Raw genomic sequence first — 18310 nt, 5'->3', positions numbered from 1 at the left:
ATCTTCATCAGCGGTGTTACATATATTTGCGATTAATTTGTTGAATGGTGAACTAATTTATCAGACATTAAAAATTCATAATGAAAAATATACAGGGAATAAGATCGATGCTAAGAACACTTACACAACAACGGACGACATCAAAACTTCAGCTCGCATTAGGCTGCGTCATTGCGCTTAGTGCTTCAGCAAGTTGGGCAGCATCTCCACAAGAGATTATGCAAATTGCGGAAAGTCAAAAGCAAAGTTATTTAGAGACCTTGAAAACCTTGGTCAATATTGAATCCGGCAGTAAGGATCTTGAAGGCCTGAATCAAATGGCCAAAGTGGTGGCAGATCAGTTGAAGAATGTCGGTGCTGAAGTGAGTGTGATCGAAAGTACAGATATTTATCGCATGGACGATACACCTGAGAAAATGGGACCAATAGTTAAAGGGGTATTGAAAGGTCAAGGTAAAAGTAAAATCATGATGATCGCGCATATGGATACGGTTTATGAACGGGGAATGCTTAAAAAACAACCGTTTAAAATTGACGGTAATCAGGTCTATGGCTTAGGTATCATTGATGATAAACAAGGGGTAGCTGCGATTTTGCATGTTTTGAATACCCTTAAAAAATTGAATTATAAAGACTATGGCACGATCACTGTTTTGATGAATTCAGATGAGGAAATCAGCTCACCTGCCTCACGTAAGTTGATTACAGAAACAGCACAAGATCAGGATGTGGTGTTGTCTTTTGAAGGGGGCGGTAAAGATGGTAACTTACGTCTGGCAACCAGTGGCATTGGCGCAGCCTATTTAGAAATTAAAGGAAAATCTTCACATGCCGGTGTGAAACCTGAGGCAGGGGTGAATGCACTCACTGAGCTCTCTCACCAAATCGCACAAATGCAAAATCTATCTGATCCTAACACTGGGTTAAAGCTGAATTGGACTGTGGCGGAAGCGGGTAAAACACGCAATGTCATTCCAGAACATGCTGCTGCACAGGCGGATGTCAGAGCACTACGTGTCCAAGACTTTGAGGCCGTGGAAAAAACGTTAAATGAGAAAATCAAAAATAAAAAGTTATCAGATAGCCAAGTCAGTGTGAAATTTGAAGTCCGCCGTCCACCGTTGGCTGTAAATGATGCCTCTAAAAATTTGGCTGAAAAAGCGCAAGACATCTATAAAAATGAGTTAAACATTCCATTGACTGTTTCTTTGACTCCAACAGGAGGCGGTACTGATGCTGCTTTTGCTGGAGTAAAGTCGAAAGCTGCTGTAATTGAGGGAATGGGATTATCAGGAGATGGGGCTCACTCAAGCAATGCAGAATATATTTTAAAAGACAGTATTATTCCGCGTTTGTATTTGGCAACGCGATTAATTGTGGATGTGTCGAAAGCAAGATAATATTCTATATCGCAATGATTAGAAGGAGGCTACCTAGGTGGGCTTCATTATGATTAAGCATACAGAACGAAATGAAAAAGCCCCAACGTCCTGTTGGGGCTTTTTCGTATATTGCTAAGATTCAACTCCTGTCAAATCAATCGCTTCCTGCATGTTCCATTCTTTTTATTCTAGAAACTTCCTGTCTCTGTATGCTTTAACTTTATCGTGGATGATGCATGGCGTATAGCTGCCATCTGCTGAAAATAATCTAAGCCTGAACCTACAAAAGGCGGCATCTATCACGCGAACGGCAAGAATTAAGCACTCACATATTGCAGTAATTTTTTGAAAATCCCCTTAACCGCTTTGTTGTCAAAATCATTCGGTTCGAATTTATCTGTTTGATTGCGCGTGAAAATGTCACGAATTTCAACCACAGCATTACTGTCAATTAAGCCCAATTGGGTTGCCACTTGGCGAATTTGATCAATCGAACGTGAACCATTGGTGCCACCATAGCTAACGTATGCCGCAGGTTTTCCGGCCCATTCTTTACCGAGGTAATCCAATGCATTTTTGAGCGCAGGGCTGTAGCCGTGGTTATATTCAGGGCTAATGAAAATAAATGCGTCACCTTGTGCGATTTTATCTGCCCATGCTTGTTGTTTGGGTTGGTCATAAATCCCGGTTAATGGTGGATGTGCGCCTGCAAAAATAGGCAGATCCCATTCTTTTAAATCGACAATTTCAGTTTCTACGGTACTGTAGTCATAGCTTTCGATTTCTGAAAGAAGCCAGTTGGCAATCTTAATTGCCGTACGGCCTTCGCGGACACTGCCGACAATAATATGAAGTTTCATCGTATTTCCTGTCTTGTTTTAAAGTCTTGCATTAAATTAATATGAAAACGGTCCGTTGCATATACAGAAAATGTATCGAGTCGATTGATAGTTATAAAAATAGTGATAAAAAAAGCTCCCGAAGGAGCTTTTTATTTGCTGAAACTTAGATCAGTTTTACGCCTTGTTGACCGGCAGGGGTCACTTTGAAAATTTCAACTTCAAAGGTGATATTTTTACCAGCTAGAGGATGGTTGAAATCCACTTCGGTAATGTCTTCACCGACGGTTTTGATCACCCCATACAGACTTTGTTTGGCTTTATCTTCAAACTCAATCATATGGCCTTCGACAGGACGTTGCTCAAATTTGACGGTATCGAATTTTTGTACGTTTTCAGGGTTCCATGGACCAAATGCATCTTCTGGAGGAAGGCTCACGGTACGACGGTCACCTGCACGTAAACCGAATAAAGCTTTCTCAAAACCCGGTAATAAGCTGCCATCACCCATGACAAGGCTGACAGGTTCAGCACGGCTACGGGTATTGTCAATTTCTACGCCATTTTCAATAGCAACAGAAAAGTGAAGGTCTACTTTAGAGCCTTCTTCAATACGAGTTTCCTCGTTAGGATTGATAAAATCAGTCATTTTGCGCTTCCGCACGTTGAATTCGGTGTTTTTCTAAGAAAAACGTATCGATAAGAAGCAGAATCGTGCCTAAAGTAATGGCACTGTCTGCAATATTAAATGCAGGAAAGTGGCTGTTGTTGTAATACACGTGAATGAAATCCACCACATAGCCTAAAGATACGCGGTCAATTAAGTTGCCGATTGCGCCGCCTAAAATCAGGGCAATGGCAATTGGAAGGACTTTCACGTTTTTTGGCATACGCATGAGCCAAAATACAAAAATGACAGACACAAGTCCTGCGAGTGAAGTAAAGAAATAACGTTGCCATCCACCGGCATCGGACAAGAAACTAAAGGCAGCGCCATAGTTATGTAGTAATGTCCAATTTAAAAAGGGCATGACAGGTACAGGATCTGCGTAGTTCAGATGTGTACTTGCAATCCATTTGGTCCATTGATCTAAAATAATGGCAACAATGGATAAGCCCACCCACACTAAATTGTGTGGGTAGAATTGAAAGAAGCCCTTTTTTTCTTGTGGATTAGGCATATTTTCTCTCTTCGCCTTGACCTGTAGGAAGGTTAATAATACAACGAGAACAAAGACCTGGATGTTCGTGATGTGTATTCACATCTGGCAGTACATGCCAGCAGCGTGCACATTTTTCACCATCAGCAGCAGAGACTTTGACATTTAAACCATCAAGGTCAGAGGCTTCACCTTGCGCTGCATCAAACTCATTGACAATCACTTGAGAAGTGATGAGGACAAAACGCAGTTCTTCACCGAATTTGTCTAAAACAGCTTTCAGCTCAGCATTGGCCCAAAGTTCAACTTTAGCAGACAAGTTTGAACCCACAGTTTTTGCAGTACGTGCAGCTTCAATAAACTTGTTCACTGCAGATTTAACGGTGATCAAGGTTTGCCATTCAGCTTCAGTCACTAAATTTGCTGTAGATGCGACTGGAATGTCATACCATTCAGCAGTAAATACATATTTCTCTGATTGCTCAGGGATCAATGGCCAAGCTTCTTGTGCTGTAAAGCTTAAGATTGGTGACATCCAACGAACAAATGCTTGTACCAAGTGATACAACGCAGTTTGCGCAGAATGGCGTGCTTGAGAGTCCGCTTTCGTAGTGTACTGACGGTCTTTGATGATGTCTAAGTAGAAACCACCCAAGTCATTAATACAGAAGTTGGTCAATGCGCTGGTCACGATATGGAAGTTCATATCTTCATAGGCTTGCTGAATGGTTTTCTGTACTTCCGCAGCACGTTGCAAGATGTATTGATCCAGTGCGATCAATTGATCAACAGGCAACGCATCCGTCGATGGTTTGAAGCCATTCAAGTTAGCCAACAAGAAACGCAATGTGTTACGGATACGGCGGTAACCATCTGATGCACGGCTGAAGATTTCTTTACCCGCAGTCATTTCATAACGGTAGTCTGCAGAGGCGATCCAGAAACGTAGACCATCTGCACCCATGTCTTTGATGATGTCTTGTGGAGTGATCACGTTACCGATCGACTTCGACATTTTGCGGCCTTTTTCGTCAACAACGAAGCCGTGAGTCAATAAGCCTTTGTAAGGTGCGCGGTTATTAATCGCCATAGACGTCAACAATGAAGACTGGAACCAGCCACGATGTTGGTCAGAACCTTCAAGGTACAAGTCAGCAGGGTCTTGCAATTCTTCACGTTCACGGAGTACTGCAAAGTGTGTTGTTCCAGAGTCAAACCAAACGTCTAGAGTGTCACGAACTGCATTGTATTGCTCTGCATCTGCACCGATAAACTCAGACGCATCACGGTTATACCAGCCGTCAATACCTTCTTGTTCAATCAGCTTCGCCACTTCTTCGATCAGCTCAGGCGTACGCGGGTGAAGTTCGTTGGTGTCTTTATGCACGAAGAATGGAATTGGCACGCCCCATGTACGTTGACGTGAGATACACCAGTCTGGACGACCTTCAATCATCGATTGGATACGGTTTTTACCCCAATCCGGTACGAAGCTGATGTCATTTTCAATCGCGTTCAATGCACCTTGGCGTAAACCTTTTGCATCCATGCTGATGAACCATTGCGGTGTTGCACGGAAGATAATCGGTGTTTTATGGCGCCAGCAATGTGGATAGCTATGTTTGATCACCACATGTGCCCAAAGTTTGCCTGCTTCGGTTAAAGCAGCAATGATTTTTGGATTAGCTTTGTAGATGTGTTCGCCTGCAAAAATTGGCGCAGTTGGTAAATACACACCGTTGCCGCCGACTGGATTGTCGACTTTCAGGTTGTACTGTAAGCCAACTTTATAGTCGTCCACACCATGGCCTGGCGCTGTATGTACAGCACCTGTACCACTGCCGTCTGTGACATGCTCACCCAAAATCACTGGCACTTGGCGTTCAGCAATTAACGGATGTTGTAGTACTAGATTTTCAAGTTTTGCACCAGCAAATTCAGCAATCACTTCTACTGCGTTAAAACCATAACGCTGAGTTGCAGATTCAACCAATGATTTTGCAAGGATGAAGTTTTGCGCTGCTTTGTCTTCGCCAGTTGCTTTCACCAATTGGTATTCAAGTTCAGCGTGTAGAGCAACCGCTTGGTTGGCAGGCATGGTCCAAGGCGTAGTTGTCCAGATCACGATATCTGTAGAATCGCTAACTGTAACACCTAGGCGTGCAGATAAATCAGCTAAATCAACAACGCTAAAACCAACGTCAATCGCATCTGATTTTTTGTCTTCGTATTCCACTTCAGCTTCAGCTAAGGCAGAACCACAGTCCAAACACCAGTTCACAGGTTTAAGACCCGGCTCAATATGGCCTGCTTTGGCAATTTCACCGAGCGAACGAACGATGTCGGCTTCTTGTTTGAAGTTCATGGTGAGGTAAGGATTGTCCCAATCACCAAATACGCCCATACGCACGAAGTCTTTTTTCTGTAATTCGACTTGGGTGTAAGCATATTCACGGCAGGCTTTACGGAAAGTTGAGGCATCTACTTTTACGCCGACTTTACCGACTTTTTCTTCAACTTTCAGTTCGATTGGAAGACCGTGACAGTCCCAGCCTGGTACATACGGTGCGTCAAAACCGTCCATCACACGGCTTTTGATGATGATGTCTTTCAGGACTTTATTCACCGCATGGCCTAAGTGAATTTGGCCATTTGCGTATGGAGGGCCGTCATGAAGCACATATTTTTTCTTGCCAATACGCGATGCACGAATCTGCTGATAAATGTTGTCGGCATACCACTCTTCTAACCATTTCGCTTCACGTACTACGAGATTTGCTTTCATCGCAAATTCAGTACCTGGGAGGTTTAGCGTGGCTTTATAATCCACTGCATTTTCAGGAGTTTGCTTATCGCTCATGCAAGTTGTCTTCCAAATTTATCAGCCCGTTGACTGACGCGTTTTACAATAAATAATCGGGGTTTAAAAGGGGAAATGAGGGTGCTGACCTCGAAACTCAAGGAGCTTTTCGACGTCGTCATCAATTCCTGCTTTCAGTGCTTCAAGCGAAGGGTAGTCCTTTTCGCCATGTAAAAAGTTCAAGAACGTCACCCGCATTAACAGGCCATACAGATTAGCAGAAACATCAGGAAAATGTACTTCTAATCGCCATTCAGGATGTTCCTGTTTAATCGCGGGACGCGTACCAACATGCCCTGCACCAAACAGGGCAGAGGGTGCATAACCTGCAACCCCTAATTTGTCAGCATTTTCGCTTTTTACTTTATCTGTTAAAGATTCGGTTTCACAAATGACATCGACTGCATAAATGCCATTTAAACAAGGTTTATGACGGTTTAAACGCACATTAATGGTAGGAAAATTAATCGTGCGACCGATTTGATCACCATATTGCACACGACCGGTGATGCTATAAGGACGACCTAAAAGTTTTGCGGCATGGGCAAGGTCACCTGCTTGTAAAGTCTGACGAACCAGTGTCGAACTGACACGTTCGCCATCGACTTCGACATTCTGCAGGGCTGTGACTTGGAAGCCGTATTGGCGTAAAAATTCGCTATTGCCTTGACGGTTTTTGCCAAAGTGATGATCTTCGCCCAAAACTAAACTTTGTGTATTGAGTTTATTTTTTAAAATATCGGCAAATTCTTCAGCGCTGAGATTACGAAAGGCATTGTCAAATTTCGCCACCACAATATAGTCGACGCCCAGTTCAGTTAAATATTCGACTTTTTCACGTAGTGAACTGATTCGAGGTGGAGCGTCATAAGCTTTAAAGAATTCAAGTGGTTGTGGCTCAAAAATCATCACAGCTGTTTTTAAGTTTTGTTGCTGTGCTATGTCTTTGAGCTGGCTGACCATCGCTTGATGACCCAAATGTACGCCATCAAAATTGCCAATGGTCACGGCAGTTTTGGGGAGTTCTAAGTGGGGCGCTAAAGCATTTAGACGGAGCAGCTTCATGGGCGAATCAATTGTTGAAAATGTTTGAGGGTATATATTGCCATAATCTTCTGCGTTCGTCTTGTTGTTGTGTTTTTACTCAAGTTTTTTTATGCAGAGATGAATTTATTATCAGTAAAATAAATTATAAAAATAAATATTAATCAATTTTTCTTATTTAATGGTGTGCTTAAACTATAGACATTCCATTTTGATGAGCATCATGCGATGAAAATGCCATTTTATCAACTCCAGCATAAACAAGACTTGATTCGTCATTTCACCCCAAACTGGTTTACGGTGGTGATGGGCACAGGTGTGGTGGCCCTCATTTTACCATCTATACCGTTGGCGCCGCAGTGGATGTGGTCCATCGGAGCAGGGTTGTGGCAGATCAGCATCGTGTTGTTCATATTGTTTAGTGGGATGTATCTCAGCCGATGGATCTTGTACCCACAAGAAGCCAAGCAGATTTTCCAGCATCCGGTGATGAGTTTATTTCTGGGGGCAATTCCCATGGCACTGGCAACCCTGATCAATGGCGCATTGAAATTTGGCGCCACGCTGTACACTGAGTTTTTGGGCGTAAGCATCATCACATGGGCTGAATATTTATGGTATGTCGATGTGTTGATGGCAATTGCGATTGCATGGTGTGTTCCATTTCTGATGTTTAGTCGTCAGCAACATGCGCTGCAAGGCATGACTGCAGTATGGTTATTGCCGATAGTGGCTTGCGAGGTGGCTGCCAGTTCAGGCGGTTTATTGTTGGCGCATTTACCTGCACAGGCCCATGCTGTCCATATTTTGCTGGGGAGTTATCTGCTTTGGGGGATCTCAGTATTTCCAGCATTTGCCATCTTAAGCATTTTGTTGCTGCGTCTGGCTTTACATCAATTGCCAAGCAAGGATATGGCGATCAGCAGTTGGTTGGCCTTAGGACCGATTGGGACAGGGGCTTTAGCGCTGTTAGTTTTGGGCGAGCAAGCCCCACGTATTTTGACAGCGGTAGACTTGGCTGATTTAGGACAGGTGTTGCTTCAAGGCGGCGTGTTCGCAGCCCTTGTTCTGCTTGGATTTGGTGTATGGTGGTTTGGAATCGCTATACTCATCACGCTAAAACATTTGCGAGATTTACCCTTTAATCTCGGGTGGTGGGCGATGACATTTCCATTCGGCGTTTTTAGTTTGGCGGTCATCCATTTGGCGGAACATACGCAATTAAATGCTATCCAACAGTGCGGCACCTTTTTTGCAGTTTTGCTCTGTACGCTTTGGTTATTGGTGATGCTGAAAACCATACAAGGGTTTTATCGCGGTAGCTTATTTTTTTCTCCGTGTTTAAAAGCGTATTGTGATGCTCAGCGCGCATCTTAAATGATGTCGGGTGAATGTAAATCCGTTGAAGAAAAATATAGCGCGTTGGCTTTGACGGATTTCAGCAAACAAATATAGAGCTTGTGCAAGCGTGTGATGCAGTTACGTTATTTTGCTATCCAAGCAAAACATTCATGTATAAAATTTGCGCGTATTTTCGAGAGATCAACTGGCTTCGAGATATAAACTTGCTTGAAATTTAGGAACTAGAGCAAGGCATATGGATTAAAACAAAAAGATAAAAATAAGGATCGAATTATGTGTAATCAAACCAGTTTTTGGGATGATGCCAAAGGATTATTAGAAGAATGGTATGTCGCTTGTACCTCTAAAGAACTCAAAAAAGATCAGCCTTTTTCAGCCACCCTGTATGGTAAAAAAATTGTCCTGTTCCGACAAAAAGATGGAACTGCCGCAGCATTGCTCGATCAATGTGTGCATCGTGGCGTGCCTTTGTCTCAGGGTAAAATGACTGATGGCTGCGTGACGTGTCCATATCATGGCTGGTCGTATCAGGGCGATGGGCATGTGGCGCATATTCCTAGTGTCAATGGACAATTTTTTCCAGAAAAACCGCATCCTTTTAAACAGCGTAGTTTTGATGTGTGTGAGCAAGATGGGGTGGTATGGATTTATCTCGGTGAAAAGCCCAAACAGGAACGCCCAGAAATATTTAAATTACCATTTTATGATCAAGCCGGTTGGGTCAGCTACTACATGGTTGGCAGTTATGATGGCGAGATGGGCGCTGTTGCACAAAATATTATGGATGTGACCCATACTATATTTGTCCATGAAGGCTGGTTTCGTTCAGAGTCCGGAAAAGCCGTAGATGCCACCATAGATGTCGGGCCGCGCAAAGTAGTCGTTGACTATCATGACCATGATGCAGATGTTGGCATGATGCCATGGCTGACCAATCCGCATGGTGCTGAACAGGTTCACCGCGACAGTTTTATCGCACCGAATATTACCTTGGTGGAATACCATTGGGGAGAGCCGTCGGGCATGGTGTTTAATAGTCTGATTAGCCCTGTGGGACCGTATGAGTCAAGGGTTTATACCTGTGTTAGTTATAAATTTCCGATTCCAAAATTGTTGTCTAAGGCATTGATTCCGGCTGTGAATGCCTATACTTGGGTGGTCAACAAACAAGACATTAAAATTTTGTCAGCGCGAAGAGCTGGCATCGAGCATATGCCGATGACCCATTCGCATAGTGTACGAGGGGATATGGCACATATTGCCTTAGAGAAGATTTTAGATGCCTTACGTCACGACCAACAATTGGCACCATCTTTTATTGGCAAACGTCCGATGCAATTTCAAATTTGATAGCAGTTGAATCTGCTTGAGGAGTTTATTTTTCTGAGCAATGTGATTTTTGAAGATGATTTTTTCTGCGCACGTGCAAATGTATGCTATATGAAGGCATCAATTTGAGGAGACCGCTATGCGTCAGCAAATCGCTTTAATTATGGCACTGCCGAGTGAATCTAAAGGCTTATTTGAAGCTGCAGGCATTGAAGTGCATTACAGTGGTATTGGTAAAATCAATGCCGCATTTAAAGCCTTTGATGTGATTCAAAAAACCGGATGTCATACTTTGCTGAATTTGGGCACTGCGGGAAGTTCACATTTTGATGCACATGCTTTGGTTGAAGTAGCTCAATTTGTACAACGGGATATGGATGTATCGCCTTTGGGTTTTGATGTCGGGGTGACCCCGATGGATACCGATCATCCTGCTGAAATTCAGCCAGAGAGCATGTTTAGTCATTTACCTAAAGGAATTTGTGGTACAGGCGACAGCTTTGAAACTGGGCTGCCGAAAGTACCGTGTAATCTTGTCGATATGGAAGGCTACGCAATCGCTAAAGTATGTAAAAAACTGGGTGTTCGCTTTGTGTCGGTAAAATATATTACCGATGGTGCGAATGACACAGCACATCTGGATTGGGAAGAAAATTTATTATTCGGCGCAAAGAAATTATTGGAATTATATCAAACAGTAAAATAAGGCATTCAGCTAATTTCGGTCGGCGACCATAGAATGCTATGGTCGTATGCCAATTCGACCCAATTCAATTTACTTTTCTGGGCGTGGAATTACACCGTAAAGCATCATATGAACGGTATGTTGAATAATCCGTTGTTGCATACTGCGATTACGTAAGGTTTTTCCAGTGACCATTTCCATTTGGGTTGCAAAGTCAGCATAGTTTTGCGTGATTGCCCAAATGTTCAGAATTAAAAGTTCTGGATCAATATCTTTTGAAATTTTGCCTTGTTCTTGCCAGTTGCTAATGACTTTGGCTTTGCGTTTCACTAATTTTTTTAGTGGGCCTTTTAAAATTTCAAGAATGTGTGGTGCGCCCTGAATGACTTCAAGTGCGAACAAACGTGAGGCTTTCGGTTGCGTACGAGATACTTCAATTTTCTGCAATAGATAATTGGTGATCGCTTCTTCAGGCTCAAGGTCTGCTTCCAACATTTGTAGCGGAGCAAGCCACTTTTGTAGAACCGTTGTCAGAACTTCAACATAAAGCGCTTCTTTATTTTCATAGTAATAGAAAATATTCGATTTATGCATTTCTGCAATCTGTGCGATCTCATCCAAGCTGGCGCCATTGAAGCCATACAGGGAAAAGACATCCAGTGCTGCATTAAGCAACTGGTGGCGTTTCTGGGTACTCTTTTTTTGTTCCATTAGCTCTTTTAAGAAAATGAAAAGGGAATATTGAATTGTACGGCAAATCAACAGATTTGTGCACAATCATCGTTTTTAATTTTATGAATTTTGGCAGTTTATTCTGTTCAACGGTCAAATAAATACGACGAATGCCATAATATTTCAAATAATCATTTTAGGGTGAAATTTAAATAAATCATTATTTTTAGTCATGGATTTATATGATTTATCGTAATTTTTGTGATGTATTTGTCAATAGGCGATAAATCTCCCCTCAATGCTAAACATGGTTTTGTTGCGATATTGTTCTTGAATAGGACAGGAAGTCACACGGTTTAAGTGATGATTTCCTGCACAAGTACAGCTTAAGTGGCCAAGACCGCTTGTAAGACTTGTTGTTCAAGTTCAGTAAATTCAATGCCTTTTTTTCGTGGGCGGGTCAAATCGACACTAAATTCTTTGGCAATATGGCCTTTATCAAGCAAGATTATACGGTCTGCCAACTGTACGGCTTCACTCACATCATGCGTGACCAAAATCGCGGTAAACCCTTGTTCAGTCCAGAGTTTTTCAATCAAATTCTGCATATCTAAACGTGTTAAGGCATCGAGCGCACCCAGTGGTTCATCTAGCAGCAAAATGCGTGGTTTATGTGACAAAGCACGTGCCAGTGCAGTACGTTGACGTTGCCCCCCTGATAGCTGTGTTGGCCAAAGCCCCGCTTTGTCTTTTAAACCAACTTTCTCGAGGAGTGCTGTGGCATTGGCATGTTGGTCTTTGCTTAAACCGAGTTGCACATTTTTCTCAATGCTACGCCAAGGCAGGAGGCGAGGGTCTTGGAACATCACACGAATATCATCACTGGTGATGCCTTCACGCATATGACGAGCAGACTTAAATTTAATTTCGCCATAACTCGGTTTTTCTAAGTCGGCGATGAGGCGAAGCAGGGTACTTTTACCACAGCCACTACGACCGACAATCGCCAAGAATTCACCGGGTTGAATATGCAGGTCAAGGTCTTCAAGGACTTTAACATCGCCATAAAATTTGTGTAGTTGTTCAATCAGGATCTCTGCGCCCAACACAGCATGGGGGTTGATATCCTCGACAGAAGAACGCTGAGGTTGGGTTGAGTCGTCTGCATGACGGCTTATACTTAAATCGGTCATCATATGCTCCTTATTTTTGGTAACCCGAGTGCCAACGGAGTAAATATTTTTCTAAGGTAACAGCCAGTACATCGGCCAATTTACCGAGTAGGGCATACAATAAAATCCCGACCAAGACGATGTCGGTTTGCAGGAATTCGCGTGCGTTCATGGTCATATAACCGATGCCGGCTTGTGCAGAAATGGTTTCTGCCACAATCAACAAAACCCAAACGAGCCCGAGTGAAAAACGCAGACCAACTAAAATAGACGGCATCGCCCCCGGTAGAATGATTTCTTTATACAGTTGCCAGCCACTCAAACCGTAGCTTTTGCCCATTTCAATCAGTTGAGGATCTACAGAGCGAATACCATGATAGGTATTGATATAAATAGGAAAGAATACGCCAATAGCGACTAAAAAAAGCTTGGCCGATTCATCGATCCCAAACCATAAAATCACCAATGGAATCAGGGCAAGAGCAGGAATGTTACGGATCATTTGCAGCGTGGTATCGAGTAGCGTTGATGCTGTTTTAGATGAACCATTTAGTAGCCCTAAAAAAAGACCTAATCCACCCCCAACTAAAAGCCCAACCAAAGCACGACCCGCACTGATTTGGACATGCTTCCACAGTTCACCACTGATCAGTAAGTTCCAAAAGGCCACCACCACCGCACTTGGCGCAGGCAAAATACGACTTTCTAACAGCCCTGTAACAGAGGCAATTTGCCACACAATAATTAATGCAATAGGAAACAACCAAGGCAGCAAACGCTGCCCGAGTTGTGTTCCACGTGAAACCTTCGGTGCTTTGAAGGTTTCAACAGAAACAGTTTTGGACATTAGGCCGGCTCCTGAATCTTTCCAGCTTTTTTATTTTCATCTGGGGTGTAGTTGTTCGCGACGATCTCACCAAATGGGCCTGTTAAGTTAGGTTGAACCAATTTCTGACGCGTTTCCAATGGCAGTAGTGGGAACACTAATTCTGCGAAACGGATCGACTCTTCAAGGTGTGGGTAACCAGAGAAAATAAAGGTGCTAATTCCTAGATCAGCATATTCTTGGATACGTGCGGCTACCGTTTCAGGATCACCAACGAGTGCCGTACCTGCACCACCACGAACCAGGCCAACACCCGCCCATAAGTTTGGCGATACTTCTAATTTGCTACGGTCGCCGTTGTGCAGTTCAGCCATACGGCGTTGACCAACAGAGTCCATGGTTTTGAACTTGGCTTGCGCGGCTGCAATGGTGGCATCGTCGACATATTGGATCAGCTCTTCTGCTGCTTTCCATGCCTCTTCATTGGTTTCGCGCACAATGACATGTAAACGAATGCCATAATTCAGTTCACGTCCTTTGGCTTTGGCTTTTTCACGCACCACTGCAATTTTTTCTTTTACCGCAGCAGGTGGCTCACCCCAAGTCAAATAAGTGTCGACTTGATCCGTCGCGAGTTCAACAGCTGCCTCTGAAGAACCGCCAAACCAAAGTGGTGGATACGGTTTTTGCACTGGTGGATAAAGTAATTTGGCGTCGTCCACACTCAGGCGTTCGCCATGGAAGGTATAGCTTTCACCGGTATGTGAGCGGGTTAAAATTTCACGCCAAATGGTGGTGTATTCAGCAGCAGTTTGGTAACGCGTCGTATGATCTTCATAGACACCATCACCCTTGAGTTCTTGCTCATCACCGCCTGTGACTAAGTTCAGTAAGATACGGCCGCCAGATAAACGGTCAAATGTTGCAGCCATTCGTGCAGTCAGTGCAGGCGTTGTCACCCCCGGACGTAGCGCGACTAGAAATTTTAAATTTTTAGTGGCATCAATCAAGCTTGCAGCTGTAAGCCATGGATCTTCACATGAACGACCTGTCGGAATCAGAACGCCTTCATAGCCAAGATTATCCACCGCTACTGCAATTTGCTTCATGTAGGCATGATCGACTTGGCGTGCACCTTTACTTGTTCCTAAGTAGCGACTGTCACCGTGGGTAGGGATAAACCAGAAAATTTTCATGTTCAGTTCCTTGTATTTTTGATGGCTCGGGTATCAATGTGATGAAGGTGTCCAAACTTGCTTTTGGACTTGAATGTTGTTTGGAATCAGTTGGACTTGTTTAAATAAGTCCGCAATATTTTGCTGTGCTTGTATGACCTCAGGTGTCAGCGGGCGCACAGGAGATGGTTTAGATCGGCGTGAAAAGGCTTGTGCAGCAATGTTCTTTTGCAGCCCAGTGCTGTTTTGATAAATCTCTAAAGCCACATTTTGGTTTTTCACGATCCACTGATCGGAAGCATCTAGGGCCTTCAAAAATTTAGCTGGGGCATCAGGGTGTGCTTGAACGACTTTTGGATTTGCCACATAAAATGAATAGGTCTTTGGAAAATCACCAGATTGAATTAGCACTTTAGCTTGAGCATCCAACTCCGCTGCAGATAAAAACGGGTCCCAAATGGCCCATGCATCAATTGATTTTTTATCAAATGCGGCCCGTGCATCTGCTGGTGGAATCCAAATCGGTTGGATATCGCTCCAAGTCAAACCGGCTTTTTCTAAAGTTTTGGCTAATAACTCATGCGCACTCGAGCCTTTTTGTACAGCAACGCGTTTGCCACGTAATTCTTGAATGGTTTTGATTGAGCTATCTGCTGGAATCACGACAGCGAGCGACTGTTCAGGTACCACTTCATAGCCAATATAATTCAGGTCTTTATTGGCAGCTTGGGCAAAAATAGGCGGGGTGTTGCCGACATAGCCATAATCCACCGCACCGACCGCAAGGGCTTCTAACATTTGTGGGCCAGCAGGGAACTCCTTCCACTCAATGTGAGCGCCAGGAAATTGTTGTTCAAAGAGTTTTTGTTCACGGGCAACCAGCAAATTTAGGGCTGATTTTTGAAAACCAATAACCAAGGTTTTTACGGCTGTTTCAGTTGGTTTTTCACGATCCTGCTGTGCTGTTTCTTGTTTTTGGCACGCACTGAGTCCAAGGCCAAAAGTGGCTAAAGTCAGTATGGAAAATGTTCTTAGAATACGCATGGCATCGCCCTTATGCTGTGGTCGGCTTATTTAATAATGGCCGACTCAATATTTAATTTATTTGGAATTAATTTTTCGTTATAAAACGCATCAGCGACTTGCTGCTGCTCTTGTGCCACTTGTGTAGTAATCGGCGTCACTTGATTGCCTAAGCGAGAAATTGATGTTTTAAGTACATCTAGACCTAAGCCGGTTTTGCCTTCGAGTAACTTGGCCGCTTCATCTTGATTTTTTGAGACCCATTGCGTGGTCAAATTCAACTCATTCACCACAGCTTGCAGGACTTTTGGATTTTCCTGAGCAAATTTGCGATCGGCCAAATAGAACTGGTAGTTCTTCACCAAGTTTTCGCCATTGGCAATGGTGCGAGCATTAAGTTGATGCTCAGCAGCAGAAAGGAACGGGTCCCAAATTACCCATGCATCAACGGCACCTTTTTCAAAAGCAGCACGTGCATCGGCAGGCGGTAAATACACGACATTGATGTCGCTAAATTTAAGCTGATTAGCTTCCAACAACTTGAGCAACAGGTAATGCACGTTTGAGCCTTTGTTTAAGGCCACACGTTTACCTTTTAAGTCCTGAATACTGTGAATAGCCGAATCTTTTTGCACAATTAAAGCTTCAGCTTTTGGAACAGCAGGTTGGTTGGCAATGTAAACCAAATCGGTTTGAGCGGCTTGAGCAAAGATAGGCGGTGCTTCACCGACTTCACCAAATGACACGCTGCCCACATTGAGGCCTTCAAGCAGCTGTGGACCCGCAGGAAATTCCACCCATTTGATATTTACACCTTGGCTTTTTAAGGCTGTTTCTAAGGTTCCGCGTTCTTTTAAAATTGGCAATAAGCCATATTTTTGGAAGCCGATATTTAAGGTGACATTTTCTTCAGCCTCTTTTTTGCCACAGCCCGACATCATCATGGCACCCACAACCGCTGTAGACAGTACAAGTGTTTTTGTCCAAAGTTTTGCTTTGTGCGTACGCATGTGTTGCTCCTATAAAGGTCTAAATGTGCAGAACTGTTGATTTATGAACACATAAGCTAAAGAGTTTTCTTTTTCGAAAAAAATAAGAAAACTTAAATTTAAAATCAGGAAAAAAGATAAATAAAAATCAGCAAAACTTATGAAAAATTATGATTTTAGAAAAAAATATAATGTACAGAGGTATTATTTTAAGTTGTTGAAATTATTTTGTTTATTATAGTTATTTAAATGATAGATATGGTTATTCTGTGGCTTGCAAAGTGATTTGAGAGTGTAGACAAGGGATTCGGCATAACCTTATACAAAATAATGCTATTCAGCGCATAGAAAAAGTCACTTTAAAGTGACTTTTTACAAACCAACGAGTTTCTTTGATAGTTATATAAGGCTTGACGGGCATTTGGTAAGTCATCGACGCTGACTTGTTCAAAACCTTGTTCAAGGAACCAATGCGCTGTCCGGGTGGTCAAAATAAACAATTGTTCAATACCTAAATCTCGCGCTTTTTCTTCTAAATAATGCAAAATTTGGCTACCACGATTTGATTTTCGATACCCCGGATGCACAGCCACACACGCGATTTCAGCAGAACGTTTTTCATCCCCTGTGACAGGAATCGGGTACAACGCAGCACAAGCCAAAATCGTACCGTCACGTTCAATCACTGCAAATTGTCCAATTTCATTTTCCAAACGCTCGCGTGAGCGATAAACCAAGATACCTTCTTGTTCGAGAGGGCGTAAGAGATTGATTAAGCCACCAACATCTTGAATATCGGCAGTACGCACTTCTTCATAATGCGCATCCGTGATCATGGTGCCAGAACCGTCACGTGTGAACAATTCTTCGATCAATGCGCCATCATAGGCATATGAAATAAGATGAACACGGTGTACGCCTTGTAAAGAAGCATCTTTAGCAACGCTTAAATGCAGGGCAATATCGGGATTAGAATCTTGATATTGCAAAATATGCTGATCAAGTTGATGAGGTGTAATTTCACGTTGTAGCTGCCCATGTTCATTGTGCAAACCGTGTTGTTTGCCCAAGAAAATCAACTTATCCGCTTTTAAGCTTATGGCGGTTTTGGTCGCAACTTCTTCAGCCAATAAATTAAACACTTCTCCTGTAGTGGAATAACCTGTCGGCCCAAGCACTACAATGTTTTGGCTCTCTAAATGACGTTGAATTGCATCGATATCGACGGAACGAACTTCACCAGACAGTTGAAAATCGATACCGTCACGAATGCCATACGGTTTTGCCGTGACTAAATTACCTGAGACCACATCAATACGCGCGCCGTACATCGGTGAGTTGGCTAAACCCACAGACAGGAGGGCTTCAATTTGCAGACGAATGGAGCCGACGGCATTCATCACAGCAGGTAAGGATTCGCGAGTGGTGATGCGACGATGATGATGAAATGGTGTCTGGATGCCGCTGCTTTGTAAATTATGATTGATTTGCGGACGGGCACCATGCACCAAAATTAGACGAATACCAAGCGAGTGTAATAAGGCAATATCGTGAATAATGTGTTGAAAATTTTCATGTTGCAGCGCTTCACCATCAAACATGATGACAAAGGTTTTGTTGCGATGCGCATTAATATAGGGTGCAGAATGACGGAACCAATGCACATACTGTAAGGTTGTGCTAGAAGATGGTTCAGTGATATTCGTTTGCATGCCTATGCCTGTTTATTCGCTTTGGTATGGATGATTCTAAACAAAAACATATGACAGCGGAAAGCAAATTTGACATCCTC

The 18310-nt window shown here is 43.2% G+C and carries 16 protein-coding genes; 4 read left to right on the top strand and 12 right to left on the bottom strand.

Annotation, left to right across the window (positions count from 1 at the left end; translation table 11 throughout):
* The first annotated feature begins 107 nt into the window (after positions 1–107).
* Positions 108–1400, top strand: a complete 1293-nt coding sequence (locus tag LXF01_RS16275) for a glutamate carboxypeptidase (protein ID WP_233944732.1) — start codon at positions 108–110, stop codon at positions 1398–1400.
* A gap of 299 nt (positions 1401–1699) precedes the next feature.
* Here LXF01_RS16275 and LXF01_RS16270 read toward each other — a convergent pair whose 3' ends face one another.
* The 5 genes from LXF01_RS16270 to ribF all read right to left on the bottom strand — a co-directional run bounded on the left by LXF01_RS16270 (position 1700) and on the right by ribF (position 7306).
* Positions 1700–2242, bottom strand: coding sequence for an NADPH-dependent FMN reductase (locus tag LXF01_RS16270; protein ID WP_233944731.1), 543 nt, complete (start codon positions 2240–2242; stop codon positions 1700–1702).
* Positions 2243–2387: 145 nt separating this feature from the next.
* Complete coding sequence (locus tag LXF01_RS16265; RefSeq protein ID WP_078190656.1) at positions 2388–2870, bottom strand: FKBP-type peptidyl-prolyl cis-trans isomerase; 483 nt, start codon at positions 2868–2870, stop codon at positions 2388–2390.
* A complete protein-coding gene (gene lspA, locus LXF01_RS16260; protein ID WP_078190655.1) occupies positions 2863–3402 on the bottom strand; it encodes a signal peptidase II in 540 nt (179 codons plus the stop codon). The genes LXF01_RS16265 and lspA overlap by 8 nt, the downstream gene beginning before the upstream one ends.
* Positions 3395–6241, bottom strand: coding sequence for an isoleucine--tRNA ligase (gene ileS / locus LXF01_RS16255; protein WP_233944730.1), 2847 nt, complete (start codon positions 6239–6241; stop codon positions 3395–3397). Before ileS ends, lspA begins: the two co-directional genes overlap by 8 nt.
* A gap of 63 nt (positions 6242–6304) precedes the next feature.
* A complete protein-coding gene (gene ribF, locus LXF01_RS16250) occupies positions 6305–7306 on the bottom strand; it encodes a riboflavin biosynthesis protein RibF (protein ID WP_111886018.1) in 1002 nt (333 codons plus the stop codon).
* A gap of 207 nt (positions 7307–7513) precedes the next feature.
* Here ribF and LXF01_RS16245 point away from each other — a divergent pair, with 207 nt between their 5' ends.
* The 3 genes from LXF01_RS16245 to LXF01_RS16235 all read left to right on the top strand — a co-directional run bounded on the left by LXF01_RS16245 (position 7514) and on the right by LXF01_RS16235 (position 10682).
* Positions 7514–8662, top strand: a complete 1149-nt coding sequence (locus tag LXF01_RS16245; protein ID WP_180132832.1) for a TDT family transporter — start codon at positions 7514–7516, stop codon at positions 8660–8662.
* A 258-nt stretch (positions 8663–8920) separates the two neighbouring features.
* The gene (locus LXF01_RS16240) at positions 8921–9997 is read left to right on the top strand and encodes an aromatic ring-hydroxylating oxygenase subunit alpha (protein ID WP_233944729.1); all 1077 of its coding nucleotides are present in this window, start codon (positions 8921–8923) and stop codon (positions 9995–9997) included.
* A 118-nt stretch (positions 9998–10115) separates the two neighbouring features.
* Positions 10116–10682 carry a 5'-methylthioadenosine/S-adenosylhomocysteine nucleosidase family protein gene (locus tag LXF01_RS16235; RefSeq protein ID WP_233944728.1) on the top strand — a complete coding sequence of 189 codons (567 nt, stop codon included), beginning with the start codon at positions 10116–10118 and terminating at the stop codon, positions 10680–10682.
* A 69-nt stretch (positions 10683–10751) separates the two neighbouring features.
* Here the strand turns inward: LXF01_RS16235 and LXF01_RS16230 are convergent, their stop codons facing one another.
* The 7 genes from LXF01_RS16230 to argA form a co-directional block, all read right to left on the bottom strand.
* Positions 10752–11372: a TetR/AcrR family transcriptional regulator gene (locus LXF01_RS16230; RefSeq protein ID WP_078190649.1), complete on the bottom strand. Its 621-nt coding sequence runs from the start codon at positions 11370–11372 to the stop codon at positions 10752–10754.
* Positions 11373–11719: 347 nt separating this feature from the next.
* Entirely contained in the window at positions 11720–12526 is an 807-nt protein-coding gene (locus LXF01_RS16225; protein ID WP_233945497.1) for an ABC transporter ATP-binding protein, read from the bottom strand.
* Between the two features lie 10 nt (positions 12527–12536).
* A complete protein-coding gene (gene ssuC / locus LXF01_RS16220; RefSeq protein WP_180084476.1) occupies positions 12537–13352 on the bottom strand; it encodes an aliphatic sulfonate ABC transporter permease SsuC in 816 nt (271 codons plus the stop codon).
* Positions 13352–14527, bottom strand: a complete 1176-nt coding sequence (gene ssuD / locus LXF01_RS16215; RefSeq protein WP_233944727.1) for an FMNH2-dependent alkanesulfonate monooxygenase — start codon at positions 14525–14527, stop codon at positions 13352–13354. The genes ssuC and ssuD overlap by 1 nt, the downstream gene beginning before the upstream one ends.
* A 33-nt stretch (positions 14528–14560) precedes the next feature.
* Positions 14561–15550 carry an aliphatic sulfonate ABC transporter substrate-binding protein gene (locus tag LXF01_RS16210; protein WP_233944726.1) on the bottom strand — a complete coding sequence of 330 codons (990 nt, stop codon included), beginning with the start codon at positions 15548–15550 and terminating at the stop codon, positions 14561–14563.
* 26 nt (positions 15551–15576) lie between these two features.
* A complete protein-coding gene (locus tag LXF01_RS16205; RefSeq protein ID WP_180127488.1) occupies positions 15577–16539 on the bottom strand; it encodes a sulfonate ABC transporter substrate-binding protein in 963 nt (320 codons plus the stop codon).
* A gap of 338 nt (positions 16540–16877) precedes the next feature.
* Positions 16878–18230 (bottom strand): amino-acid N-acetyltransferase, encoded by a 1353-nt coding sequence (gene argA, locus LXF01_RS16200; protein WP_233944725.1) that lies wholly within the window; start codon positions 18228–18230, stop codon positions 16878–16880.
* Positions 18231–18310 lie beyond the last annotated feature (80 nt).

This window comes from Acinetobacter sp. SH20PTE14 (assembly GCF_021391555.1).
Taxonomy (GTDB): Bacteria; Pseudomonadota; Gammaproteobacteria; order Pseudomonadales; family Moraxellaceae; genus Acinetobacter; species Acinetobacter amyesii.
The sequence above is the reverse complement of the archived record's forward strand: the minus strand, read 5'-3'. Positions and strand labels throughout refer to the sequence as shown.